Source organism: Williamwhitmania taraxaci (assembly GCF_900096565.1).
GTDB classification, from domain to species: Bacteria; Bacteroidota; Bacteroidia; order Bacteroidales; family Williamwhitmaniaceae; genus Williamwhitmania; species Williamwhitmania taraxaci.
This window is the reverse complement of the sequence record NZ_FMYP01000004.1, coordinates 23,359-49,853: the sequence shown is the minus strand read 5'-3', so window position 1 is coordinate 49,853 and position 26,495 is coordinate 23,359. Positions and strand designations below refer to the sequence as shown.

Sequence of the window (26,495 nt, the reverse complement as noted above, 5' to 3'; positions counted from 1 at the left end):
TTGCACAAACCCTTGGAACTTTACATCCGATTTAGTTACCGCAAACACCACCCTTTACGCCAAATGGAATATCAACAGTTATACGGTTACATTCGATTCGCAGGGGGGTAGTGCAGTAGCATCAAAAGCAACAAATTACAATACAACAATCTCTGCTCCATCCAACCCAACCCGCACCGGATACACCTTTGGTGGATGGTACAAGGAAACTGCGTGCACCAATGCTTGGAACTTTACAACAGACAAAATAACATTAAACACAACGCTATACGCTAAGTGGACAATCAACACCTTTACCATTACATTCAACACCCAGAGTGGAAGCTCAATTGCAAATGCTACGGTAAACTATAATGCTACGGTTATCCGCCCAGCCGACCCAACCCTCACCGGATACACCTTTGGTGGATGGTACAAGGATGCTGCTTGCACGAATGCTTGGAATTTTACCTCCGACAAGGTAACTGCAAACACAACGCTATACGCTAAGTGGAATATTAACAGCTATACGGTTACGTTCAATTCGCAGGGGGGCGATATTATCGCCAATATCAATGCAAACTACAATACGACTATAACAATACCAGTTGCGCCAACCCGCATGGGCTACACATTTAACGGTTGGTACAAGGAAACAGCATGCACCAATGCTTGGAACTTTGCAACCGATAAGATAACTGCAAACACAACGCTATTTGCCAAGTGGACGATAAACACCTACACCGTTACGTTTAACTCCGATGGAGGCACACCTGTTTCGAGCATCACTACCAATTACTTCACAAAAATAGGCGAGCCAACGCCTCCTTCTAAAGCGGGTTATACGTTCGATGGATGGTACCAGAATTTATCGGATGCCTTCAGCTTCAATTTCAGCTTATACTTTATAACAAGCAACCTGACTCTTACCGCCAAGTGGACTCCTATCACCTACGGCGTTAGTTTCTACTCTGAGGGAATTTCAATAAACTACCGTGGGGTAGAGTATAACACTACCATTACAAATAAACCTGAAGACCCAACAAGAACGGGCTACATTTTTAACGGCTGGTATAAGGAGGCAACTTTCATTAACCTTTGGAACTTCGCTACTGATAAGGTAATGTCAACCATGTCGCTCTATGCAAAGTGGACAGCATTAACATATAAGGTTAGTTACGATTCGCAAGGAGGCACAACTGTACCCGCAATTACGGTAAACCATGGTACCAAGATATCAGAGCCAACACCTCCCACACGAAAGGGATATACCCTAAAGGGATGGTACAATCAACCTACCAATGGCTTTATCTTCTTTTTCGATTACACCCAAGTAACTGCAGATATTACCCTATACGCACACTGGATGCTAAACACCTATACTATCACGTTTGATTCAAAGGGAGGCACATCGGTCAATAGCCAAACGGCCGAATACAACTCAACCATCTACGCTCCCACAAATCCAACACGTGCAGGTTATACGTTTGATGGTTGGTTTAAGGAAGAGGCGCTAACATCGGCTTGGAACTTTGCAACGGATGTTGTATCGGATAATGCGACTCTTTATGCTAAATGGAATGCGGTTGTATACACTGTAATATTCAATTCACAAGGAGGCAGTTCAGTTAGCAATATGAATGCAAACCATGGCACACTGCTGACCCGTCCAGCAGATCCAACCCGCACTGGATATACCTTTGCTGGTTGGTATATAGATGCAAGCTGCACCACCGCTTGGAACTTCGCAACTGATGTGGTAACTAAGGCAACAATGCTCTATGCTAAATGGAATATAAACACCTACACCGTAAGTTTTAACTCTCAGGGAGGCAGTATCATTGCTGATGTTACTTGTGATTATAACAATACAATAGCTGAGCCTATAGCACCAACGAGAACCGGTTATACTTTTGCAGGATGGTACAAAGAATACAACTATATTACTGCTTGGAATTTCGCTACAGATCTTGTATCCAACAATACAACGCTTTATGCCAAGTGGTCTATAAATATCTACACCGTTAACTTCGATTCTCAGGGAGGTAATGCAATTGCAAGCATAAGTGCTACCTACAACACAACAATTTCAGCACCAACACCTCCTACCAAAACCGGTTACAAATTTGCGGGTTGGTATAAGGAAACTGCTTGCACCAACGCCTGGCTGTTTGCGACGGATTTAGTAACAGTAAATATGTCACTTTATGCTAAGTGGGATTTGAGTAATTCCATAAACTCCACATCTACCGAAGATTTTAGGCTATATCCGAATCCAGCGGATGATTTTGTAACGTTGGAGGGAAGCAATATGAAACAAGCCTCAATTTTCAACCTTATGGGAACAATGATTATGCAACTAGACATAAAAGGAAACGACACCACGACTATTAATGTAAGTAAATTAATGTCTGGTAACTACTTCATTTATGTAAAAACGAATGATGGCAGAGTTAGAATACTTAAGATGCTAAAATTATAAGCATATCCTAGGTTATATTTTCGAGTTCAGAAAATAACATAAATTTAGAAGAGAGGTTGACGTGTTCAACCTCTCTTCTTTTTTGATACAAAGTTGATACCGAATAAATATAACTATTGTAGTAGATACATGTTGCTTTAACAACTCTTTAATCACACCCTCATCAAAAGAGAAAAATGCTATATTGTGGGGGAATGTAGAGCATAAAAACAATTCACACTATGAAAACAATCGGACTAATAGGCGGTATGAGCTGGGAATCGTCGGTGGAATACTACCGCATTATAAATCAAACCACAAAAGAGCAGCTGGGTGGATTGCATTCGGCACCAATCGTAATGTATTCGGTGGAATTTGATGAAATTGTAAAGTTGCAGCACGAAGGCAAGTGGGACGAACTTACAGCCATTATGATGGATGCGGCACAACGCCTCGAGCGGGCCGGAGCCGAGCTGATTGTTATTTGCACCAACACCATGCACAAGATGGCCGCAGAGGTCGAAAACGCAACCGCCCTACCCCTGCTCCATATTGCCGATGCAACGGCTGTGCAAATCAAGGCGAAGCAGTTAAAAACGGTAGCGCTGCTCGGCACAAAGTTTACCATGGAGCAGGATTTTTATAAAGGAAGACTTGCCGAAAAACATGGATTGAACGTGATTATTCCAACCACCGAGGATAGGGAAATTGTTCACAGCATCATTTACAACGAGCTGTGCCAGGGCACAATTCTCGAAAGTTCAAAGAATGAATATTTGCGCATCATTCAAGATTTAGTGAACCGCGGAGCCGAAGGAATAATACTAGGATGCACTGAGATACCACTCCTCGTTAAGCAGACCGATGTGGCCGTTCCAATTTTCGATACCACTACCATCCATGCGCAGGAAGCAGTAAGAATGGCACTTTCCATTTAACGTCAATACGGTACCATTAGCGAGTAGCAAGCGTAGAGCATATAATGTAAGATCAAATGAGGTTATTCCATCTGCACAAGAACTGTTGTAAAACCAGCAAAATAAAATGAGCTATTGCCAATTGATTCGTTAGGAAATTAGAATAAAAACCACCACATTGTAATCTACTTTTATTACTGAAACGTGTATTTGCTGAAACTATAAACCGCTAATAGTTCAAGGCCTATGATACAACGACTACTTGCAATTTCATTACTGCTGCTGGTTAGTGCCAATCTTTCGGCTCAACCGGTAAGCGATTTCCTGAAGCAGCAACTTCAAATAACCCCACACAAAAAACAGCTATCGCTACTCTTAGAAATTTCCTTAAAAGAGCGGCTTTCCGGAAGCATGGATACAGCCATTTGCTATGCTGAAGCGGCCTTTGAATTAGCAGAATCAATGGATTCACTGCATCGAATGGGAACGGCGCTCAACAGTTTAGGTGCATGCTATTCTAGAAAAGGGTTGGTTAAACTTGCTCTAGACAATTACTCCCAAGCATTAGAAATTCAGGAAAAGTTAGACGATCAAAAAGGCCTCCAGATCTCCTATAATGGTATGGGGGTTTTGTTTCTAAATAACGGGAATTCCGACAAGGCCCTTAATTTTCTGCACAAGGGTTTAGAAATTAGTAAGAAAATTAAAGATAGCGTAATGGTAGCCATGCAGCTCTACAACATAGGGCTGATAAGCTACTCGAGTGAGGAATACGACAATGCCCTTGCCAAGTTTGAGGAAGCCCTTCGCTACGGAAAAACGCCCAAAGCCAAGCGAACCGTGGCATACATTATGGGAACACAGGGAAGTATATTATCGGAAAAACAATTCTACAAAACGGCATTGAGTTTCTTCGAACGAAGCCAAAAGTTGATGCTGGAACTAAATGAATCAATTGGTATTTCCTCCAACTATCAGAGCATGGGGAAAGTATACCTGCAATTAAAAGACTACCCGAAGGCACTACAAATGAATAAGGAAGCACTAAAAATTAGGGAAAAGAGTGGCTACACAATAGGGATGATTAACTCATATAATAACCTGTCGACCATACTTATTGACATGGGCAACTATTCCGAAGCGCGAATCTATGCCATAAAAGCGTATGACCTTTCAACTCGGCTGCAACAAGGTGATTCAAAGGTAACAGCCATTGAAAACTTATTCTATATCGAATCGCAAGAAGGAAATTGCAAAAAAGCCCTGAACTACTATCACCAAATGGCACAGCTCAAGGATAGTCTCAGCACCGAGAAGACCACCCGAAACAGAATTCAAATCGAGTTGAACTACGACTTCGACAGAAAGTTGAAATTAAGGAAGTTGGAGCAAGAACAAAAAGACATGCTCACTGCCGAAAGAATAAAAAACGAGAAGCAATTATCCTATATCCTTGTGGGGTTGGAGTTTCTCTCAATAGCCTTTGCGCTGTTTTTCTTGCTCAACTCACGGCGCCGTCGCCGAGATAATCTGCGCCTTATGAGGCAGCAGGAAGAAATTCTAAATCAGAAGCAGAAATTAGAGATGCAGCATCACCATGCACTCATTCAGCAAAAGGAGATAAACGACTCCATTTGCTACGCCCAGCGTATTCAGAATGCCCTTTTTCCACAAAGCACACCCTGCAAAACGTTTCCGGGAGCTTTCGCCTTTTTACAACCAAAAAACACGATTGGAGGGGACTTTTTCTGGGTGGTTGAGATCGGGCAATTCAAAGTTGCAGCCGTAGTCGACTGTACCGGACATGGGGTTCCTGGTGGGTTTATGAGCATCTTGGGCATTAACTTCATGAACGATATCGTTGTCCGGAATAAAATTCTTGATGCCGCTCAAGTTCTGCAGGAAATGCGCCACAGAATAATTGAGGCACTCCATCAATCGGAACTTACTCTTTACTCCAACGACGGCATGGATATGTCTCTTTGCATCTTCGACACCAAAACCAACATTATCGATTTTGCATCCGCTAATGGAAAAGCCCTTCTTTATAAACAGAATAATGAAGAGTCTTTTGAAACCCTAGCCGTAGACAGAATGCCCGTTTGCTACTATGTGCGAAACGAACCTTTCTCCTCCATTAAGATAAAGGTTGACCCTGGAGATATTCTATTTATGTATACCGATGGGATTACCGATCAATATGGAGGTGATGGGCGGCAACGAAAATTAGGCAAAGACCTCCTCCAAGAAATGCTTATTCAGGTTCTGAATACAGCTCCTTCGAAACAAGAAAAATTAGTAAGCCAACTGGTAAATAACTACAAGGGGAGTAATATACAGTACGACGACATGCTACTACTCAGCATTCCATTTTAGGGTGAAAAAAGTTGGTTAAAAGTGAGAAGTTAAAGGAAGTTTACGCAACAAGGATACGACTAACGCTCTGTAATTATACAAATAAGATCGTATCTGCTACCATCATAAACACATAAATCACTAAATACCATTTCCAATCCAGGCTTTCAGTTTGGGAAGCATCTGATCAAACTCACGCTGGGCTGTATAGTAGAGTGCCTCCAACTTTTCGGGATTATTCTCGGTTCGTGAAACAGTAGGTGGTTCCTGCGGGCGAATAATAAAAACTCGTCCTTCAATTTCGAGCGCATCCAACCTATCGAGCATGGCGTTATACCTTTCGGCGCGGGTAGCCAGCGCCTCCACCAGGTGAGGATAGTTTCGATAGGTTGCCCTTACAAGTCTAGTAAAGCGCGATGGACTTTTCCTGTAGCCTGCATTTCGAGTAAGTATTACCACGGCCCTACTGTAGCCATCGGCAAAAGCCTGATCGAGCGGGATTGATTCCGAAATACCCCCATCCATATAGTATTGATTGTCGATGGTAATCTTTTGGGCAATAAATGGCAATGCAGAGGAGGCCGAAAGCAACGCCTTGAAACCATCGGGTGAGAGTCCGTTTCCATCACGAAATTCCGCAGCCCCGGTGGCGCAGTTGGTTATTCCAATCCTTAGTCGAGTGGAAGAATCCCGAAATGCATCGTAATCAAATAGCACATGCTTCTGGGGCACCTCCTTGTATATAAATTCCCAATCGAAGAAAGTGCGTTTTCGGATAAAGTTCATAAACCCAAAGTAGCGTGGATCGGCGGTAAACCGTCGATTAACCTCTAGGTTTCGTCCGTGCTGGCGCGACACATAGGAAACGGCGTAAGCCGCCCCAGCCGATACACCTATGGCATATCCAAAATTCATCCGATGCTCCAGAAAGCGATCCAGTATCCCGGCAGTATACATACCCCTAAAACCACCGCCCTCCAAAACCAAAGGAGTGGATGCACAAACATCAATATTATTGGTGGTTTTCCGATTTAATTCGTCCATGATTCACTACAAATTGTAACTACAAAATTAACAAAACAAATAAAATGTGGCGTAGTTCATAACCATTTATTTCCGCTATAAAAAAGATCCATACTAAAAGCCTTGATAAGTACGCTATTATCATTTAATTTTATCATTCCTACACGATTATCAAAAATATATTTTCCGTTTATCAAAAAAAGTTGTAATTTGTATTGCCAATTGATCATGATTCACACTATCAATCCTTTATAAATACAGTAAAAATCATCCAAATAGAGAATTGACCATGAAAGAAGACACAATCATCTCTTACTTCAACATTTCTTGGCTTTCAGAATTTGATGGACCGGGAAAAAGAATCGTTGTTTACCTTCAAGGATGCCAATTGGATTGTGCTTGGTGTCATTCACCCCAATCTCAGCCATCAAAAAGTCCGCTACTATTCTTCAATCAGTTTTGCATTGGATGCCATCGATGTGAATCGGCCTGTAAAAATAATGGACATATCTTTGTAAATGGAGGTCACTTCATCAACCGACAACACTGCACCGGTTGTGGCAGCTGCGTTGAAGCATGCCCCAACTCCTCCTGCAACCGAAACACTGGTGCCCTGCAATTACCAACAAAGAAGGTAGAGGTATCCTCGCTCTTTAAAATGCTCAAACCACAACTTGAGTTGGTAAAGAATTCCGGTGGCATTACGTTTAGTGGAGGCGAACCATTGCTTCAGTCTGGAGCGTTAGCAATGCTGGCCAAACTATGTAAGGACATGGGCATTCATACCGCCGTGGAAACCTCGGGAATAGTTGAAATTGCTGATGCAGATAAGCTTCTTCCGTATGTTGATACCTGGCTGGTTGGTTTTCGGTTGCATCAGGGAATCAACAAGGAGCCATCGCCAGAAATGGAAAGCATTACCTACAAATTTCTCTCGCACATTTCTAAAAAAGAGGGCATCGAAATCATTGGGCGAATCCCGGTTATACCCGGTTATACCAACAACGACGATTACCTCACAAAGGTAAAAGAGTTAATGGACGAATTCCCCGTAAATAGGTTAGAATTACTTCCACATAATCCAGAAAGTGCCCATTACTACAAGGCCATGGGAATAAAACCAATAATCCCCTACAATAAAGAGCTCGCCGAATCGACCTACCGATACATGAAAGAATCTCTCGAAATCGCTATCCTTTCGTAATATATCTAACTAATCCTTATGACCATGCAACAAAAAATCAGCCCAAGAATTGAGAACCTAAGAAACAGATTAATGCTCCGTGCATTTTCCGATCGTTCAGGAGAATGGATCAACAAGCAGAAACTACCCGACATTGCCGTGCTGCACCCCAACGAGCATGTTATTGTGCGCCGGGCATATGCTATTGATGCGATGCTCGTAGCTATTTGCGATGCTAAAAAGTTTGGAAACGCCCACACCTTCGAACTCGAAGAGGGCGATCTACTGGCGGGAACCATTCCCATGGGATCAAATGGGCTTGGAAAGGTTTTTCCCAACTACCTAACTACTGAAGAGTTAAGAATTGGATCAATCACCAACAAAACTGAAATGGCCCTGCTCGGCCATAACTCTATCAACTACGAAAAGTTACTAAAACACGGTCTTAAGCACATTATCCACTTCTGCGAGGAGAAGCTAAAACCAAAACTGCGTGGAAGCATTGAAGATGCCTACGACAAGGATGCTTTTTACACCTCGGTGATCATTTCCTGTCAGGCGGTAATAGACTACGCACACCGATTTGCAGCCCTTGCAAAGAAAAATGCCGACAGCTGCACCGACCCAACGCGCAAGCTGGAGCTGCTGGAGATATCGCGCATTTGCAATAAGGTGCCTGAGCAACCTGCCGAAACATTCTACGAAGCTATCCATAGCATTTGGCTTATGCATTGCAGCCTCCATTCTACCATGGATTTTATGTCACTTGGGCGGCTCGATCAAGTTCTAAATCCCTATCTTAAGAACGAGCCCAACAAGGAGTTTGCCCGCGAACTAATGGAGAATTTCATTATAAAAGCGGCCGGACGAATTAACCTTACAACCCAGTATCTGGAAAAACAAGATCACATGGATTATAACGCAGCCCTAGGTATCCACTCCTACTATATAGATCAACGGGCCGCAATAAATAACTTCCTCCAGAATGTGATCATTGGAGGCAAATTACCCAATGGAAAAGATGCCACCAACCCTTGCACCTACTTAATACTAGATGCGTTTCGCAACGTAAATCTATCCACTCCTGGAATTTATGTCAGGCTGCATAAGGATAGTCCAACGGAACTATTTCAGGCAGTTAGTGATGCGTTGAAGGAGACAAAGAATCTTCCATCAATCCTCAACGATGATGTAATGATTCCTGCCATGTTCAGCGCACTCGCGGATAGGGAAAAGAATACGACTAAGCTAAAAAAATATCAAGAACTGGCCAATGACTACTGTGTAGATGGCTGTTGGGAACCAATTCTCAACGGACTTAGCGAGTGGACATTCGGCATGATAAACGGGCTGACCATACTCGAGTGCACCCTAAATAAAGGTGCAACACTGAACCCCAACCCATCACTGCTGCGGGGGCAAAAATTGAGCATCGACACCGGCTCGCTAACGAGTTTTGCCAACCTAAAAACAGCCCTAACTGAGCAAATACAGTTCTTTGTGGACCAATCGGCTCTGGCCATGTATCTTTACTACATGACTACCGAGTTTGTGGTTCCATCGCCATTGGTTTCGGCTCTCTTTGGAACCTGCCTCGAAAAAGGACGCGACAAATCGTGGGGCGGTGCCGAATACAACCTTGGTGGAACCATAGTAGGCGGGGTTCCCGACATGGTGAATACCATTGCCGCTATTAAGAAATGGGTTTTTGACAAGGAAAAATATCAGATGCAAGATGTAATCAATGCCCTCAAATACAATTTCAAACCCATCGATTCACACAACATCTTAACCAAGAATTTATACGAATCTATTCAGATCGACTTTAACACCAATAGCCCGCAATTTGGTAATACCAGCGATGTAGAGGATATCACAAAGTTTATTCTCGATGAAGTCTACAAAGCGGTTAAAAAATCAAAACTATTAGCAGACAAGGTATTCCTAGATGAAAAAGGCGATAGCGATCCTCAAATATGGGCGTTAAGGGCGATTGCCGGATATTACGGAAAATCACTTCAATCCACCCTGCCTGAATTTGACCTGAAATTCACCGTTGGCTTTGGCACCTTTGAACAGTATAACTGGCAAGGAGCCGGCAACGCAGCCTCCGCTGGTAGAAGCGCTGGAGCACCTTTGGCACCCAACTTCACGCCTACATCTGGAACATGGCATACCCCAGCTGCCTATTTGCTTGAATCGTTTGAGAGGTTAAACCTCGATAGGTTTGCAGCCGGTATCATTACCGATGTTTGCCTCGAGAGTGATGCACTCCTCGAAGATTTCCTACGGATATTTATTAATAAAAGAGGCGGAATGCTCACCATCACCATCGCCTCAACCCAATATCAGGAAATCTATGAAATTGCAAAAACTATAAGTCATCTCGAACAACCAACGGTTGCAGCCGAAAAGTTGCTCAAGTATGCCGACATAGTGGTTCGCGTAGGTGGATGGAATGCTCCATTTATAACACTCCCGCTTTCGCATATGGAAAACTATGTCAATCGCCCTGTAACACCCCTAAGTTAATATTCACAGCCCAACGAATGCTAGGTGGAGTAACCATACTCCATCTAACTAATCGTTCGAATCCTAAAACTACAAACTATGAAAAATCACAAGCTATCAGTGCTGCTTTTTGCTGCAATAGTTACGCTTCTTACCCCAGGTTGCACCCAGAAAGCCGACAATACCGATCCGCTTCCATCGTGGAAGCAAACCGAGATGAAGAAATCGATCACCGACTACGTTGCCGTAGCAGTTGAGAAAATACCGATTGAAGATCGTATTGCCGTATTCGATTTGGATGGAACCCTTGCCTGTGAAACGCCGCTATGGGGCGAAATGTATTGCGCCGTAGCCAATCTTAATTTGCAAAGCGAAAAAAATCCTACGCTGCTAAACGATACCGCGTATAAGTATGCCAAAGCGCTGGGTATAAACCCAGCCGACACATCCATTACCAACCACTGGGCGGGAAAGAACTTCAACTATGTTGACTCCATGGTGTGGAAAGCCTTTGCCGGAGTAGACAACGAGAAATACGTGGAGTTCTGCAAAAACTATCTCGGTACAGCCAAGAGTATAGACTATAAAATGCCGCTGGCCAAAATGTTCTACCAACCAATGGTTGAGCTGCTCAATTTCTTAAAGGCAAACGACTTTACCGTTTACGTGGTATCGGGTTCGATGCAGGGAATGCTGTGGGGGCTTTGTCCGGATCAAATTGGCTTCGACCGCGCCCACCTTATTGGCACCTGGCAGCAGATGAGTCCGGTATATACCTCAAACAGCAATACCCAGTTCATCCTTCAAAACAGTATATACTCGCCCAAGGACGATAAGAATGGGAAATCGCTAAACATCTACCACCAGATAGGGAAAACACCCGTGTTTGCGTTTGGCAACACCACCGGCGACTTTGGCATGTTTCACCTAACCTCTACCAGCACGTATCCACACGCGGCCTACCTGCTCAACCACGACGATACCACACGCGAGTATGCCTACCCTCCATACCACGGAACCGCTGATTTGGGCTGGCGCGATTCGCTAACCAACAACGGTTGGAACCTGGTAAACATGAAGGAGAACTTCGAAACCGTTTGGATGAAATAGCTAAGCCGTATGCTTCGGACTACACAAAATAAAAACCATTCCACCTAATCTTTTTCTAATGAAAAAAGGATATCATGGAAAGATCCTATGGATCGACCTTACCGCTAAAACGCATAGAGAAGAAGTAATTGACGATAAAACCTACGAGCTATTCCTTGGAGGGTATGGCCTTGCATCGAAGATAATCTTCGACCACCAAAAGCCAAAGCTGCCGCCACTTCACCCCGACAATATTCTGGGTATTATGAGTGGTTTGCTCACCAACGGTAGAGCCGTTTTCAACGGGCGTTGGATGCTGGCAGGAAGAAGTCCGCTCACCGGCACCTGGGGCGATGCCAATAGTGGCGGTGACTTTGCACCTGCCATTAAAAATTCCGGCTACGATGGCTTCTTCATCACAGGAAAAAGTGCTGCGCCTGTTTACCTGCTCATTAACGACAGCAAAGTTGAGATCCTCGATGCCCATGACTTGTGGATGAAGAAAGATGCGGTGGAGACCGAATCGTTCCTAAAAACCCGACATGGTGCCGACTATAAGGCAATCACAATAGGCGCCGGAGGAGAGCATCTATCCCTAATATCAGGAGTAGTAAACGCTAAAGGCCGACTTGCCGGACGAAGCGGTTTTGGAGCACTAATGGGATCAAAGAATCTCAAAGCAATATGTGTAAAAGGATCGCATGAGATGGTTGTTCACGATTCCGATGCAGTTTGGAATAGCACCTCCACCTTTCTTACCGATCTTGTAAACAACCTCAACGATTTTGGCAAAACCATGAAGAACAGTGGAACTGCCGGCACGTTGACCGATTCAGCTGAGAGCGGTGATTCCCCGGTAAAAAACTGGGTTGGTGTTGGAACAATCGACTTTCCCGAATCAATGGCCAACAAAATCAATGCATTCGATGTCACCAAGTATGAGGTGGAGAAGTATGCCTGCTACGGCTGTCCATTTGGATGCGGCGGCATTTGTGAACTGCCCGGCAAGAAGCTCCTAAAAGAGACCCACCGCCCCGAATACGAAACGCTCTGCGGTTTTGGCGTTCAGCTAATCAACGATAACGTGGAGAGCATTTTCATGGCCAACGAGCTATGCAATCGTGCCGGCGTGGATTCCATCAGCTGCGCCACTACCCTCAACTGGGCCTTCGAAGCCTACGAAAAAGGATTCATCACCCTGAAGCAAACTGGCGGTATTCCCTTGGAGTGGGGCAACGCCGATTCGGTGGTAAAAATGGTGGATCAAATGGTGAATAACCATGGATTTGGAAAGAATCTAAAGGATGGCGTGAGGCAGGCTGTGATAAATCTTGGGATACCCCAAATGGAATCGGCAGCCATGCACGTGCATGGACAGGAACTCCCCATGCACGACTCTAGGAATACGGAGGGTGGGCTAAGCTTAGGCATTGGCTACGAAGTGGAGCCTACTCCCGGCCGACACACCAGCACCTTCTCTGGCATCGATGAGTATATCGAAAAGGAGCAAAAGGATGAGGCAAAGCTGCAGAGAACCCTCAATAGACATTTTGGAAAAAAGAAGCTGCAATCGAAGTACACAATCAACGACCAAATATCCTCACCCGATCTTGGCACTACGCTTAAGAATGGAAGTTGCGCCGAGGATATTATTAACGCCCTAGGTCTTTGCAACTTTGGGTTCTACCTTGGCCCTATGGTTCCCTTTGTGGAGTGGATTAATGGTACCACCGGTTGGAAGCTTTCCCTCGACGACTGCCTAACCATCGGTCAGCGGATCAAAACTGTGCGCCATGCCTTCAATATTCGGGAGGGCATTGATATGTCCAAGATGCGTATGCCCGAGCGAGCCCGCGGAAATCCAACGCTAACCCAAGGGCCCAACGCCTATAGCCCCAACGTGCTAATGTGGGATGATGCCAAGGCAGCCTACTTCACCGCCATGGGCTGGGACCCTACCACAACCAAACCGCTGGAGGCCACACTCGATAAACTCAACCTTCCCACCGTGAAACACCAGCTTTACGGTAATTAGGATTAAAAAGCGGTTGTAGTGCATTAGCGCTACAACCGCTTCTAATTCCGATGCATAATTGACTATATGCATTCTAATCGGGCTACCCATTCGTTAAAACGAGGACATTTGGCTCGGATTCTGTTAAGACCGATCTCTCCTGCTAATAGTGAGCCATATACTACCTTATCATACCCCTTTATAATTTTCATCAACCTCTTCGATGGTGCGGTGTCTCTGCTATCATTAATCATCTCGGGGTTGGGGTGCTTATCTATTGTTTCTTCTAAATAGCGATAATTTAAAAACTCCCCCCTCTCAAAACTCCGATCAAAAACATCAATATTGCTAAACAGCAATCCTTCAAATTCATGGAGTTGTATATATGGCATAAACCTTCGCTGCAAATCGGGTCGAATATCACTTTGCATTGCTTTCTCAAGAAATGTCATCCGCTGATTCTTATCTACAAGTTTTTGGGCATTCTCCCAACCCGGATAATCCATATTTGCATACATCCCATAGTAATCAACAAGGGTAGTTACAAAGGCAGTATTATCTTGAAGCAGATGAGTTTCTACCTGAAACTTTAAGGCATCCCATCGAACAATTCCTCCACCCATTTTCTTAATTGCAGGATTCTGAATAAAGATACCCCGATCATTAAAGTAAGGCTGCAGCACGTCGTTACAAAACGATTGCTCCGTTTGCCCTTCGCTTATAATAATTATCCGTTTCATACTACTTGGTAAACGGTTGAGCAGCATTAAGAATATTGCGTTCCCATAAATCGCCGAGAGTATAGTCCTTTAACCAAACCTCCAACAATTCAGAACTCAATCGGGTAAAAATGGTCTGGTTTTCCTCGACACTTTTATCCATTACAACCACATCTTCAGGCGAAAAATGGCTGATTAATCCGGGCGATTGGGTAGCCACAACAATTTGGGTTTTTGAAGCGGCAACCTGCATCATGGCAGCAAGTTTTCCAATGGCAAAAGGATGTAAGCCTAACTCCGGCTCATCAATTACAATTACAGCTGGCGGTTCCGGTTGCATTAGCAAGGTAGCCAAGGCAATAAATCGCAGCGTTCCATCCGATAGCTGGTAGGCAGAGAAGTTGGAGTCCAAGTCTCCCCTATCGACCCAACGTAGCTCTATCTCTTTTTCGTTTAAACGATTCGGTTCTAAAATGAATTTTGAAATATAGGGTGCAACCGATTGAATTGTTTTTTCAATTCTAGCGAAAACAATCGGGTGTTTTATCTTTAGAAAGTATAAAAATGCAGGCAGATTTCGACCATCCTGTTTCAGAAATGCATTATCGTTAATATCACATTCTCGCCTTAAGTAAGAGGTGGCGGAAGTATCATGAAAATGAAACACTTGAAGATTGGTTAAATAATTCCGAAGGTAAGCATCCCGAACCCAATCAGAATCTTTTATTCTACTTTCAGCTAGATCATAAGACATCCTAAATTTATCATAACTAATATCTCTACCTACATTATAGCCAGATCCCTCTTCCCAGAAGAATAATCCACCTTCTTTATTTTGGCTAAGTGCAAAAAGATATCCATTATTATTGTTGTTATCAGTGGTGAAAATTAGTTTACCATAAAGCATATTAGTCGTTTTTCTTCCAAAGTATAGCAGATTGTCTGCCTTTTCTTCCATAACAAAGCGTTGCAACTGCTGGTTAAAGATGGCATTTACCAACTTAAAGAACGATATAAAGTTGCTTTTCCCCACACCGTTGCTTCCAATTAGAATATTAATTGGCCGCATCTCCAACTTCAGCTGCTTAATCGATTTGTATCCCTCTATCTCTATATACTCAATCATAATCCCAACTTCATTAACTCACAACAAAGATAAGCTATATATTAAATGATTGAAAAAAACCCTGCAAGATAATCATGCAGGGCTAACTTACAAAAATACTATATACACCTACTTCTTTAGCTCCTCCTTCTCCGGTGCAAAGTAACCCTCGCGCGATAACAGATGGTTGAGATTGGCTACTCCATACACCACAATGGCCGTAACTATTGAAGTGTGCTCCTGATACTCGGGAATACTCTTATTGAAAAGGTCACGCTCGGTGTGCCATATCTCCATATAGCTGAAATTATAGCCCTTGGAGTCTTCGGTGCCAAAGGTAATGGTGGGAACACCCTCCACCGAAAAAGATCCCGCATCGGTTCCACCAGCCTTTTTAGGCATGGGCCGTGGCTCACGCTTCTTTAGGGTGAAGGGAAAGTCGGGATTAATACCATTGAGCGGTTTGCAAATCGTCTCCATATCGTCCCACATAGCCTCCGAAACGCTGAGGCTGTTGGCTACGGTTGGGCCGCCATCGCGGTTGAACATGTTCGATATTTTAGGCAGTTTGGCCTTGTTCTTAGCCACCCAACTCTTGGAACCCAACAGGCCAAACTCCTCACCAGCCCATAGGCAAACTAAAATGGTGCGCTTAGGTTTTCCTCCTGCTTTCATAATCAGTCGGGCAGCCTCCATGGTTGGGGTTACACCCGAACCATCGTCCACGCCACCGGTGCCCACATCAAAGGCATCGAGATGTCCGCTCATAATAACATACTCGTTGGGGAATTTCGAGCCTGGGATTATCCCAATAACGTTGTGATACTTCACCGGACCCATCTTAAAGTGGTTGCGGATATCGAACTCGAGGAAAAAGTTACGGCGCTCTTTTGCCATTTGGGCAATGGTGGCATACTGATGCTCATCGAGCTTAATATCGGGAATCGTAGGCAGCGTTTCAAAGGTCATGCTGTCGACATTCTTACGGTCGTAGAGGGCAGTAATGGGTACCGGTGCGGATTGGATAATCCCTAGAATTCCGGCATCCTTCATCTGCTTGTAGAAAAGCGCGGGCTCATCCTTCAGTGGTATGGGCTCTAGTTTAACTTTAGCCGTATCGTTAATATCAGCAATCTCACGGTTTTTCTTGGCAATATCAATGTTTTCGGCAATGATCTGACTCCTATGTGCAGTTGCGCTAACGGAGTAGTCGATGGGCCATCCGCTGCTAGTTCCAGTGATCAGCACCCAAGCACCTTTGAGACGGCCCTTCATGCGGTCGAACTCGGCTTGGGTTTTGGGTTCCAATAGCACATGACCTGTCTGGACACCTTTTGTTCCCGAGGTGTACGATGGGGTTGCAAAGTGCAAATCCATCCCCTCCTCTCCTAACATTTTACCAAACCATGGTCCCCGGTTAAAACCAACCGGCAGCGTTCCAGCTTCATCCATCTCCACCTGCATGCCCCACTCCTTAAACTTACTGGCCGTCCATTCGGCGGCGTTATCGTAAGCATCGGAGCCAATGAGCCTGCCACCAAAACGGTTGCACAACACGTCGAGGTGCTGCATGGTTTGGTTATCGGTAGTTCCAATCTTTATTATATTCTTAACTACATCGCCCTGGGCATTCGCGCTGGTCGAAGAAAACACTAACCCTGCAATCAAAAGCAAGGTTAACGATACACTCGTAAGTTTTTTCATTAGGTTGTGAATATTCGTTCTAGGTAGAGTTTCTAAGATAACTTTTCCACTGCGAAGTTTAATCGAGAAAGAGGAAGTTAATCGGGAGTAAGACGGAAGGTAAACGGGAGTTAAAGAATTAAATGGAGTTAGAGGAAGTTAAAAGAAGTTAGAGGAAGCTAATCGGTTTTTCTCTGTGGTTAATTTCTCTGTGCTCTCTGTGGTTAAATTTTAGAGTTTAATGAAGTAATGCTGAACCCTAAAACCCTAAACACCTAGTTTCTATTGCCTCTTAACAATTGTCGCATTGGCACATTTTTTTTCGCTCCCTCAAAACCTTTGCCACCAAAGCTTGTTTACCTTGGTAATAAGCGAAAACAGTATGACGTTAAACAAAGTTTTCTACCTTTAGGCAACTGTAGATGGACCTCATGGAACGGGAAATACAAAGTACTAAGAGCAAGGCGCTCAACATAAATCTCGACAAAACCATATATGGAACCCTTGCCGAAATTGGCGGAGGACAAGAGGTGGCACGCGCCTTCTTCCAAGCAGGAGGGGCATCCGGCACTATTGCCAAGAGTATTTCGGCCTACAACAAAACCTTTTCCGATCATCTCTATAACGAAGGAAAACCCGATCGTTACGTTTCGGAGGAGCGACTCCACAAGATGCTCCACTACGAGTACGACGAACTCATAAACTTGCTAAGACACCAGCACGATAGCGAAACCCGTTTCTTTGCCTTTGCCAACACCGTTGAAACTATCAATTTTGCCAAGACCAACGATAGCCATGGATGGCTGGGTGTGAAATTTGAGATGCAGGAGCGTGGAAAGGCCAGCGAGGTGGTGATTCACGTCAACCTCAAAGAAAACGACACGCTACTGCAACAGTATACGCTTGGAACGCTTGGAGTAAATCTAATTTGGGCCTGCTTTCACTGCATCGAAAGCCCAAATACTTTTCTTCAAAGTCTAATGGACAACCTCGACACCGACCGTATTGAGGTAACCATGGTGCGCATGTGCGGCCCCGATTTGGCTTGGGTCGACAATCGCCTTCTTGGCGTGCAGCTGGTTAAGAATGGAATGACCAACGCCACCATCTTCGATAGGAATGGGGAGGTTCGCCAACCATCGGACATGCTCTACAAGAAAAATGTGCTGGCCATTCGAGGCAGGTTTCGCCCCATCTCCTACTTGGGCTTGGATATGCTGAAAACCAGCTACTCCATTTTCAAAAGCGATCCCGAATACTCCCGCGACAGCACTATTGCCCTGTGCGAGATTACCCTCAACAACCTCCTACATGAGGGAGAAATTGATGAGCGCGATTTCCTCGACCGTGTGAATCTGCTCAACGCCATGGGCCAGAACGTAATGATTTCCAACTTCCGTGAATACTATAAGTTGGTTAGCTATTTCTCGGCCTTTAAAATAAAGAAGCTGCGTATAGTGATTGGAATACCCACCTTTCGTAAGGTCTTTGATAAGCAATACTACCAGAACCTGAAAGGAGGTATACTGGAAGCGTTTGGCCGGTTATTCCCAGCGAATACAAAACTCTATATCTATCCTGAACTAGAGAAAGAAACGGGAAAGTGTATCCATTCCGAAGACCTAGTGCTACCGCCCGACATCGCTCCGCTTTACCAATACCTCAAGGCAAACCGAAAGGTACTAGAAATAATGGGCGCCAACAAAAGCCGCTTGCACATACAACCGCACGATTTAATTGAAAAAATAAAAAACAACGATGCCGAATGGGAATCAATGGTTCCAAACTTTGCCTGCGAAATGATTAAGCAAAGAAAGCTGTTTGGCTACGGCAATAATAATCTTCAAAACGAGAACATGCAATAAGCTATGGATAAATTTTCATTTGTTGGGAATTCTGAAATTGAAGCCATTGACGAACTATATCTTCGCTACCTGAAGGATCCGCAGAGTATAGATGAGAGTTGGAGGACATTCTTTAAGGGCTACGAGTTGGCACGAACTACCTACGGCGAACAAACCTCTGGAATAGTCGACAACGAGTTTAAGGTTGTAACCCTAATTGAAGATTACCGCAAACGCGGCCACCTCTTCACCCAAACAAACCCGGTAAGAACACGCCGCACCTACACACCTACCCTTGATCTGGAGAACTACAAGTTGTCCGAGGCCGACCTCAACACCGTCTTTCAAGCGGGCAAGGGCATTGGCATTGGACCAGCAACCCTGCAGACTATTATTGATCATTTGCAGCAAACCTACTGCGCCTCAATTGGTGTAGAGTATTCTTATATCCGAAGACCAGAGGCCGTGGAGTGGCTCCGAGCAAAGATGGAGAACTCTAAGAACTTATCCATATACACCCCCGAAGAGCAAAAGCACATCTACTGGCACCTCACTCACGCCGTAGGGTTCGAGCAGTTCATTCACAAGAAGTTTGTTGGACAGAAAAGATTCTCTCTCGAAGGTGCAGAATCACTCGTTCCGGCCCTCGATGCGGTTATTGAGCATGGAGCCAACCTTGGAATCGAAGAGTTCATTATTGGCATGCCCCACCGTGGCAGGCTCAACATCCTTACAAACATAATGCGTAAGCCGGCTGAGAGAATATTTGCCGAGTTTATGGGCGAACGCTACGACGGAAACGTAACTCTTGGCGACGTTAAATACCACCTCGGATTCAATAGTACCATTACCACCGACAATGGAAAAAAAGTTGCGCTAAGCCTCTTGCCCAACCCGTCTCACCTCGAAACGGTTGGTCCAGTTGCCGAAGGTGTTTCACGAGCCCTTATCGATAACCGATACAAAGGCGATTTCAATAAACTTGCCCCAATAATTATTCATGGAGATGCAGCAGTTGCCGCTCAAGGGGTAGTTTACGAAACCCTTCAGATGAGCCAGCTGAATGGCTACAAAACCGGTGGAACAATTCATCTGGTGGTTAATAATCAGGTGGGGTTTACCACCAATTACCTCGATGCCCGAAGCAGCACATACTGCACCGATATTGCCAAAGTAACCCAATCGCCAATTTTTCACGTGAACGGTGACGATGCAGAGGCTTTGGTCCATACCATAAAAATGGCCGTTGAGTATAGGCAAACCTTCCACACCGATGTGTTTATCGACATTCTGTGCTACCGCAGATACGGGCATAACGAGGGTGATGAGCCCCGTTTTACCCAGCCCATCCTTTACGATGCCATTGCAAAACATCCTAACCCACGCGACCTTTACGCCATCGATCTCGCAGCTAGCGGAAGCATGTCGAAAGAGGAGGCAAAGCAGATGCAGCAAGAGTTCGACAAGGAGCTCGACGAGAAGCTGGATTTAGCAAAAACATTTCAAAAGGTATCTATTCGAAGATTCTTTGCCGAAGAGTGGAAGAGTATGCGTCACTCACGACCTGAAGATTTCCATAGTTCCCCAATTACTGCGGTTCCTGCCGAAACGCTAAAGCAACTATTTACCAAATTCAACACCCTACCCGAAGGAAAATCGTTCTTCAAAAAGTTAAAAAAGCTGCTCGACGATAGAACGCAGATGATGGAATCGGGAAAGCTCGACTGGGCGCTTGGCGAGCTCTTGGCATACGCCTCCTTAGCCATCGAAGGGCATCCAGTAAGGCTTAGCGGACAAGATTCCGAGCGAGGAACCTTCTCGCATCGGCACTCGGTTTACAACATTGAAGACTCCGATGAAAAGTATTACCCACTTCAAAACCTCGATAAGAATCAAGCCCCGGTTACAGTATATAATTCCCACCTCTCCGAGTATGGCGTTTTGGGATTCGACTACGGTTATGCTCTTGCAACGCCCAATGGTCTAACCATATGGGAAGCCCAGTTTGGCGATTTTTTCAATGTGGCTCAGGTGATCATCGATCAGTATATCAGCTCCGCAGAGGATAAGTGGGCCCTGCTCAATGGCCTTACCCTGCTTCTACCCCATGGTTACGAAGGTCAAGGACCCGAACACTCCAGCGCACGGATAGAGCGATTCCTAACTCTTTGCGCCCACAACAACATGCAGATAGTTATACCTACCACGCCAGCAAACCTGTTTCACATGCATAGGAGGCAGGTAAAGCGTGAATTTACCCTCCCGCTAATAGTATTTACCCCAAAGAGCTTGCTTCGCCACCCCAAGTGCGTATCATCGCTCAGCGATATGAGCAGCGGAGCATTCCAAGAGGTGATAGACGATCATAACACCGAGCCCGATACGGTGCTTCGTGTAGTACTCTGTTCAGGCAAGATATACTACGACCTGCTCGAACGCAAGGAACAATTCGATGCAAAGGATATTGCGCTAATCAGAGTGGAACAGCTTTACCCCTTCCCTGCCCAACAGATTAATAAAGTGCTCAATCGTTACAAGCACGCCATTAAATATCTTTGGGTGCAGGAAGAACCAGAAAACATGGGTGCTTGGAACTTTATCAAGAACAACCTTCCCGAACTGGATTTGGAGCAGATTACACGCCAAGCAAGCGGTAGCCCCGCTATTGGACTCAACAAATTGCACATACTAGAACAAACCGAGATCATCGACAAGGTATTTCGTAAGTGCGATTGCGATCTGAAGAACAAGTATTGCGGCCTACAGTGTAAAGTTGGTAGTGCACGAAAAAATGTGAAGGTAGATAGAGACGTGTTGTTTGGAGAGAAGTAGAGATAATGTGCCAATTCGACAATTTGTCAATATGCCAATTTTAAAATAAAAAGACGAACCATAAATAAGCGTAAATAATGGTTATAGAAATAAAAATCCCCAGCCCGGGCGAAAGCATTACCGAAGTGGAAATTGCCAACTGGTTAGTTGAAGATGGTGCTGCGGTTGAAAAAGATCAAGAAGTTGCCGAGGTAGAGAGCGACAAGGCTACCCTACCGTTGCTTGCGGCAGAGAGTGGCAAAATAAAGATTCTTGCCAAGGCTAATACACCTATCAAGGTTGGTAGCGTTGCCTGCACCATCGATAGCGAAGCCACCGGTAGCGCCACAAAAGTTGAAGCACCAGCTGCAAAGAGTGCCGCTACTCCTTCAGCAAAACAACCTGATGCAGCCAAGCCTATTGTTGAGCAAAAGGCTCAGCCCATCACCTCCTCAACCGACGACAAGGTAAAGGTATCGCCTCTTGCCAAGCAGATGATGGAGGAGGAAGGATTGTCGGTGGACGATATCATCAACGGGTTAAAGCGCATAGGAAGGCACGAGGTAGAACTTGCTAAGGCAGGTATAAGCCAAGCTGGCGGAGTTGTTCCGGCAATGCCCACCGAAGCACTTCGCTCCGAGGATAGGAATAGGATGAGCTCCCTGCGCCGTAAGCTGGCACAGCGCTTGGTGACAGTAAAGAATGAAACGGCCATGCTTACCACCTTCAACGAGGTGGACATGACCTGTGTAATGGATCTACGCAAAACCTACGGCAAGGAGTTCCAAGAGAAGCACGGGGTAAAGGTGGGATTTATGTCGTTCTTCACCAAGGCCGTGGTGGAGGCGCTTAAGCAGCATCCCTCGGTAAACTCCATCCTCGATGGCGAGGAGATAATCACCCCACACTACTACGATATTGCCATTGCAGTACAAACCCCTAAGGGGCTAATGGTTCCCGTAATCCGAAATGCCGAAACGCTTTCGCTTGCTGGCATTGAGCGTAGAATTGGTGAGTTGGCCGAAAAAGCCCGAACGGGAAAAATAACGCTCGACGAAATGACCGGTGGCACCTTTACCATAACCAACGGAGGCACCTATGGCTCCATGATGAGCACCCCAATTCTTAATCCACCTCAATCGGGAATACTGGGAATGCACAACATTGTGGATAGGCCAATGGCCATAGACGGAAAAGTGGAAATTCGCCCCATGATGTATATTGCCCTCAGCTACGATCACCGGGTTATTGACGGCAAGGATTCCGTGGGTTTCCTCGTTAAGGTAAAACAGATGCTCGAAAACCCTGAACTGATGCTGCTGGGCGGTGGCAATCCCGATCGGTTGCTGTTGGGCATTTAGAGGTAACCAATAGAGAGAATGGTGCATGTAGTTTATTCAAATGAATAAACTCATGCAAACCTATTTTCTTAGATAGAATTGATGCCTCCGGCATCATATGTATATAGAAGAGCCGCACATAATTTCCCCCAAGTGTTTCCTGAACCTAATTTGCGGTTGCAAACCCACTTGTGTTGTATTAGAATATTTATCGCAAAAATTACTCCTTAATGCGTCTATCCCAATTTTTAGGATCGCGACTAGTATGCATCACGGCAATAATAAGCACTGTTTTAACTCGATCGTCAACGGAATAGTGAATAGTAAAAGGAAAGATGTTCATTACCGCCAGTCTGACATCCTCGTAACGTTTGCTGAAAGCCATGGGGTGTTGGCGAATATGCTCAACCTTTTGGCGAATTTGAAACACAAACCTTTTTCCAAGTCCCGGTTGTTTTTCGTTATACCAAAGTGCAGCCTGTCGAATATCATCCTTGGCCTTTGGTAGTATTACGACCGTATACATTACAAATCCTTTTCGATGTCCGCCATCGCACTATCAAAATCCAGCCTTTGGTTTGGGTTCTTCCGATAATCGACTAACCGATCTTTTACCTCATCTACCTGCCAGGATGAAATAGCGATCACCTCATCATCAATCCCCATATACTTTTTCTTAAGGGTATTCCACTCTTCAATGGGAATAAAAACTCCGGTTGTATTCCCAGCGCTGTCGAATAAATACTGGAGGTTCATGGCTAACTAGTTAAATTATATTGTAATGCAAAGATATTACTTTTCCTATTTAGTTCAAACCTTCATTACACCGAATTATGTTCTGTACTATTAAAACAAAGGCGAACCACATTTAAAGAAGAAACCGAACTGTTTCCTTGTATGGGTCCAATCCGGTTTAGAGATACGATTACCAATCGGAAATCAATGGCGGCCCCTTGATTTAATTGCCGAACATCCCCTGCAATCGCCATCACAATAGGACGATTGAGGCTTACACTTCAATGGCTGAGGAGCCAATCCCAACTTCTCAATCTTTTCCTTAATAATTACAGCAGTTACCTTCGAAGGAGAATAGGTAACCTGAATGTAGCTATCTACAACGCTAACCTCAACAGCGGTTACACCTTGAAGAGCAAGCATCTTCTTTTCAACATTGGCTTTAACATCCTTACTATCTACCTTCACAGAATAGTAAACACAATCGGTTTTAGCCGTAGGATCAGGGTTACCAAAGGAGATAAGAGCAATGGCACTAAAAACAAACACAAGTAAAAATCGCATAGCAATAGGTTTTATAATCGAAACGTAGGGTTCGTCCCAAAATTATTTGTTTATTTTGTTTTGACATCGAACGACCCCATTCCTTGCGCTTGATTTGGAAAAAATATTCAAGCAACCGTATTGGCAAATAAAAATCCATCCAGGGTGGGTAATCAATTCACCAAGTGAAAATAAAATTTATCGTTGATAGATATTTCGAACTAATATTCCCTTTACAAAACAAACGATTATGTCAGTAAAAGCAGCATTTATTTTTGTAGCCCCCGAGAATGATTATACAAAACATCGGGCAACTATTGATTCTCCGGTAGTAAAACTATCCGTTGTTGGTGTTAAAGACTATGAAGAAGCAGTTAAAGTAGCCCTGCAATTGATAGAAGAAGGAGTAACCGCCATAGAATTATGTGCCGGGTTTGGCTCAGAAGGTACCGCACTTATAGCAAAAGCCGTTGGCGATAATGCCGTTGTAGGAGTTGTTCGCTTCGACCTTCATCCCGCCTTTAACCATCAAAGCGGCGACAAATTGTTTTATCCATTCCTTAAGCAATAGGGATATTATACTCGAATGGAAATGTCGTTGCCCAGTTGATCAACCAATTTCGAATACGAGTTACTACCCAACAAAAAATCGAGCAATAGTTATTACAGCTATTGCTCGATCGACTGAAAAGAGCCGCTTCTGCTATAAATTGGCCACTTTATCGTATTAAAAACTTAAATGTAAACGCTATCGCCCCCCTTTATACCGCAAGCTACCGTTGGGGCAAACCGCTACGCAGCTAAGGCACTTTGAGCAGGCGTATGCATCACCGGGCCGTTTCTTTCCGGCCTTATACAAGCTATACTTCTCGGGTTCCAGCGTGGCAATGTAGCACTGCTTATCGCAAAGCCCGCAGGTCTTGCAGGTTTCAAAATTCAGCTTAATGTTCAGCACCGACATGCGATTCATTACCCCCTGCATCCATGCAATAGGGCATCCAATCTTGTGGTACTGATACATCTGCTTTAGCTTTTGGCTGGAATCCATCCCCATAATCAGCTCCATAACGAAGCCGAGTGGACACATCCATCTACAGAAAACCTTGCCAAAGAGCAAACCCGTAAGAACTCCGGGCACCAGCAACCACCACAACGAAATATTGTATCGACTAAATAGCAGGTAAAGGGAAACCCCAATCACTGCCTGAACAATAGTTCGCCGGGAAATAAGCGTCTTTAGAAACTTTTGCATTGAGGTAAATTAAGCGCCAATATGATTTGAAATACCATTGGTACCAACGACCGTTCGTTACAGAACCGCCTTTAGCTGTTTTAGCAGAAAATTTCTATCCTTAACACCCACAAATCGATTGATCTCCTTCCCGTCCTTAAACAGAATCAAGGTAGGTATGCTGCGCACCTTGAACTTTGCCGAAAGCGATTGGTTTTGATCCACATCCACCTTGGCAATCTTCACTTTACCATCGAGCTCTTCGGCCACATCATTCAGCGCGGGAACCATAATCTTACACGGCATGCACCAAGTAGCCCAAAAATCGACCAAGGTGATACCTCGCTTAATTTGGTGCTCAAAGTTCGCTTCATTGAGATTAACAATCTTTTCGCTCGAGGGCACCTGAATCTTCTTCATGCGCCTAAGCGCGATTCCAAAATACCCTACAACCACCACAGCAAGAACAATGGCAATAATTGCACCTATCGACATAAAATAGCGTTTTTTAAGAATGTTTTATTTCACGAGATTAAGCTGCTGGATTAAGTAATCCTTGGATTGAAGCCCTACAAAACGGTTAATCTCCTTGCCATCCTTAAACAGAATGAGGGTGGGAATCCCTTGAATGTTATACCGAGAAGCTATCTCCCTATTCTGATCAACATCCACCTTCGCAACGGTAACCTTACCGGAAACATCCTTAGCCACCTCATCGAGGATAGGAGCCATTTGCCTACAAGGAGGACACCAAGTGGCCCAGAAATCAACCATTACGATCCCCTTTTCAATTCCGGGAGTAAAACTATTGGCATCAAGGTGTTTAATTAGTTCGGCCGATGCAGCCTTTACATCCTCCTTTGGTGCCGAAGGTTGTTGCGAACATCCCACAAGGCTCATTGCCATAACCGCAAATAGCGAAACAAATAATTTTGAAATAGACATAATTTTC

Annotated in this window: 21 protein-coding genes; 11 read left to right on the top strand and 10 right to left on the bottom strand. The window is 44.6% G+C overall.

Annotation, left to right across the window (positions count from 1 at the left end):
• The 3 genes from BLS65_RS01920 to BLS65_RS01910 form a co-directional block, all read left to right on the top strand.
• Positions 1-2,461 (top strand): InlB B-repeat-containing protein (locus BLS65_RS01920; RefSeq protein ID WP_092434999.1); only part of this gene is annotated, 2,461 nt, incomplete at its 5' end.
• A gap of 221 nt (positions 2,462-2,682) precedes the next feature.
• Positions 2,683-3,378 carry an aspartate/glutamate racemase family protein gene (locus BLS65_RS01915; RefSeq protein WP_092434996.1) on the top strand — a complete coding sequence of 232 codons (696 nt, stop codon included), beginning with the start codon at positions 2,683-2,685 and terminating at the stop codon, positions 3,376-3,378.
• 225 nt (positions 3,379-3,603) lie between these two features.
• The gene (locus BLS65_RS01910) at positions 3,604-5,733 is read left to right on the top strand and encodes a tetratricopeptide repeat protein (protein WP_092434992.1); all 2,130 of its coding nucleotides are present in this window, start codon (positions 3,604-3,606) and stop codon (positions 5,731-5,733) included.
• Between the two features lie 120 nt (positions 5,734-5,853).
• On the opposite strand, the gene BLS65_RS01905 is transcribed toward BLS65_RS01910, so the two are convergent.
• Positions 5,854-6,756: a patatin-like phospholipase family protein gene (locus BLS65_RS01905; protein ID WP_092434989.1), complete on the bottom strand. Its 903-nt coding sequence runs from the start codon at positions 6,754-6,756 to the stop codon at positions 5,854-5,856.
• Positions 6,757-7,024: 268 nt separating this feature from the next.
• On the opposite strand from BLS65_RS01905, the gene BLS65_RS01900 reads away from it, so the two are divergent.
• The 4 genes from BLS65_RS01900 (at position 7,025) to BLS65_RS01885 (ending at position 13,553) form a co-directional block, all read left to right on the top strand.
• Positions 7,025-7,939 (top strand): glycyl-radical enzyme activating protein, encoded by a 915-nt coding sequence (locus BLS65_RS01900; RefSeq protein ID WP_092434986.1) that lies wholly within the window; start codon positions 7,025-7,027, stop codon positions 7,937-7,939.
• 24 nt (positions 7,940-7,963) lie between these two features.
• Positions 7,964-10,450 (top strand): pyruvate formate lyase family protein, encoded by a 2,487-nt coding sequence (locus tag BLS65_RS01895; protein ID WP_212590480.1) that lies wholly within the window; start codon positions 7,964-7,966, stop codon positions 10,448-10,450.
• Positions 10,451-10,528: 78 nt separating this feature from the next.
• Positions 10,529-11,539, top strand: coding sequence for a haloacid dehalogenase-like hydrolase (locus BLS65_RS01890; protein WP_092434980.1), 1,011 nt, complete (start codon positions 10,529-10,531; stop codon positions 11,537-11,539).
• A gap of 58 nt (positions 11,540-11,597) precedes the next feature.
• Positions 11,598-13,553 (top strand): aldehyde ferredoxin oxidoreductase family protein, encoded by a 1,956-nt coding sequence (locus BLS65_RS01885; RefSeq protein ID WP_092434977.1) that lies wholly within the window; start codon positions 11,598-11,600, stop codon positions 13,551-13,553.
• A 62-nt stretch (positions 13,554-13,615) separates the two neighbouring features.
• Here the strand turns inward: BLS65_RS01885 and BLS65_RS01880 are convergent, their stop codons facing one another.
• The 3 genes from BLS65_RS01880 to BLS65_RS01870 all read right to left on the bottom strand — a co-directional run bounded on the left by BLS65_RS01880 (position 13,616) and on the right by BLS65_RS01870 (position 17,060).
• Positions 13,616-14,272: a DUF4276 family protein gene (locus tag BLS65_RS01880; RefSeq protein ID WP_092434974.1), complete on the bottom strand. Its 657-nt coding sequence runs from the start codon at positions 14,270-14,272 to the stop codon at positions 13,616-13,618.
• Between the two features lies 1 nt (position 14,273).
• On the bottom strand, positions 14,274-15,377 hold the full coding sequence (locus BLS65_RS01875) for an AAA family ATPase (RefSeq protein WP_092434971.1): 1,104 nt from the start codon (positions 15,375-15,377) through the stop codon (positions 14,274-14,276).
• Positions 15,378-15,485: 108 nt separating this feature from the next.
• Positions 15,486-17,060, bottom strand: coding sequence for a M28 family metallopeptidase (locus BLS65_RS01870; RefSeq protein ID WP_092434968.1), 1,575 nt, complete (start codon positions 17,058-17,060; stop codon positions 15,486-15,488).
• Positions 17,061-17,470: 410 nt separating this feature from the next.
• On the opposite strand from BLS65_RS01870, the gene BLS65_RS01865 reads away from it, so the two are divergent.
• The 3 genes from BLS65_RS01865 (at position 17,471) to odhB (ending at position 23,055) form a co-directional block, all read left to right on the top strand.
• Entirely contained in the window at positions 17,471-18,904 is a 1,434-nt protein-coding gene (locus tag BLS65_RS01865; RefSeq protein ID WP_125869729.1) for a TonB-dependent receptor, read from the top strand.
• A 3-nt stretch (positions 18,905-18,907) separates the two neighbouring features.
• The gene (locus BLS65_RS01860) at positions 18,908-21,715 is read left to right on the top strand and encodes a 2-oxoglutarate dehydrogenase E1 component (RefSeq protein WP_092434961.1); all 2,808 of its coding nucleotides are present in this window, start codon (positions 18,908-18,910) and stop codon (positions 21,713-21,715) included.
• A 77-nt stretch (positions 21,716-21,792) separates the two neighbouring features.
• Entirely contained in the window at positions 21,793-23,055 is a 1,263-nt protein-coding gene (gene odhB / locus BLS65_RS01855) for a 2-oxoglutarate dehydrogenase complex dihydrolipoyllysine-residue succinyltransferase (protein ID WP_244500650.1), read from the top strand.
• A gap of 199 nt (positions 23,056-23,254) precedes the next feature.
• Here odhB and BLS65_RS01850 read toward each other — a convergent pair whose 3' ends face one another.
• From BLS65_RS01850 to BLS65_RS01840, 3 genes are all read right to left on the bottom strand, one after another.
• Positions 23,255-23,560, bottom strand: a complete 306-nt coding sequence (locus BLS65_RS01850) for a type II toxin-antitoxin system RelE/ParE family toxin (RefSeq protein WP_092434954.1) — start codon at positions 23,558-23,560, stop codon at positions 23,255-23,257.
• Positions 23,560-23,790, bottom strand: coding sequence for a hypothetical protein (locus BLS65_RS01845; RefSeq protein WP_092434951.1), 231 nt, complete (start codon positions 23,788-23,790; stop codon positions 23,560-23,562). The genes BLS65_RS01850 and BLS65_RS01845 overlap by 1 nt, the downstream gene beginning before the upstream one ends.
• A 183-nt stretch (positions 23,791-23,973) precedes the next feature.
• Positions 23,974-24,333 (bottom strand): heavy-metal-associated domain-containing protein, encoded by a 360-nt coding sequence (locus BLS65_RS01840; protein WP_092434948.1) that lies wholly within the window; start codon positions 24,331-24,333, stop codon positions 23,974-23,976.
• 229 nt (positions 24,334-24,562) lie between these two features.
• Here BLS65_RS01840 and BLS65_RS01835 point away from each other — a divergent pair, with 229 nt between their 5' ends.
• Positions 24,563-24,883, top strand: coding sequence for a DUF6506 family protein (locus BLS65_RS01835; protein ID WP_092434945.1), 321 nt, complete (start codon positions 24,563-24,565; stop codon positions 24,881-24,883).
• 177 nt (positions 24,884-25,060) lie between these two features.
• Here the strand turns inward: BLS65_RS01835 and BLS65_RS01830 are convergent, their stop codons facing one another.
• The 3 genes from BLS65_RS01830 to trxA (BLS65_RS01820) are packed head-to-tail and all read right to left on the bottom strand — an operon-like array spanning position 25,061 to position 26,488.
• Positions 25,061-25,564, bottom strand: coding sequence for a 4Fe-4S binding protein (locus BLS65_RS01830; protein WP_092434942.1), 504 nt, complete (start codon positions 25,562-25,564; stop codon positions 25,061-25,063).
• A 57-nt stretch (positions 25,565-25,621) separates the two neighbouring features.
• Entirely contained in the window at positions 25,622-26,038 is a 417-nt protein-coding gene (gene trxA / locus BLS65_RS01825; protein WP_212590479.1) for a thioredoxin, read from the bottom strand.
• Positions 26,039-26,062: 24 nt separating this feature from the next.
• Positions 26,063-26,488 (bottom strand): thioredoxin, encoded by a 426-nt coding sequence (gene trxA, locus BLS65_RS01820; protein ID WP_244500649.1) that lies wholly within the window; start codon positions 26,486-26,488, stop codon positions 26,063-26,065.
• Positions 26,489-26,495 lie beyond the last annotated feature (7 nt).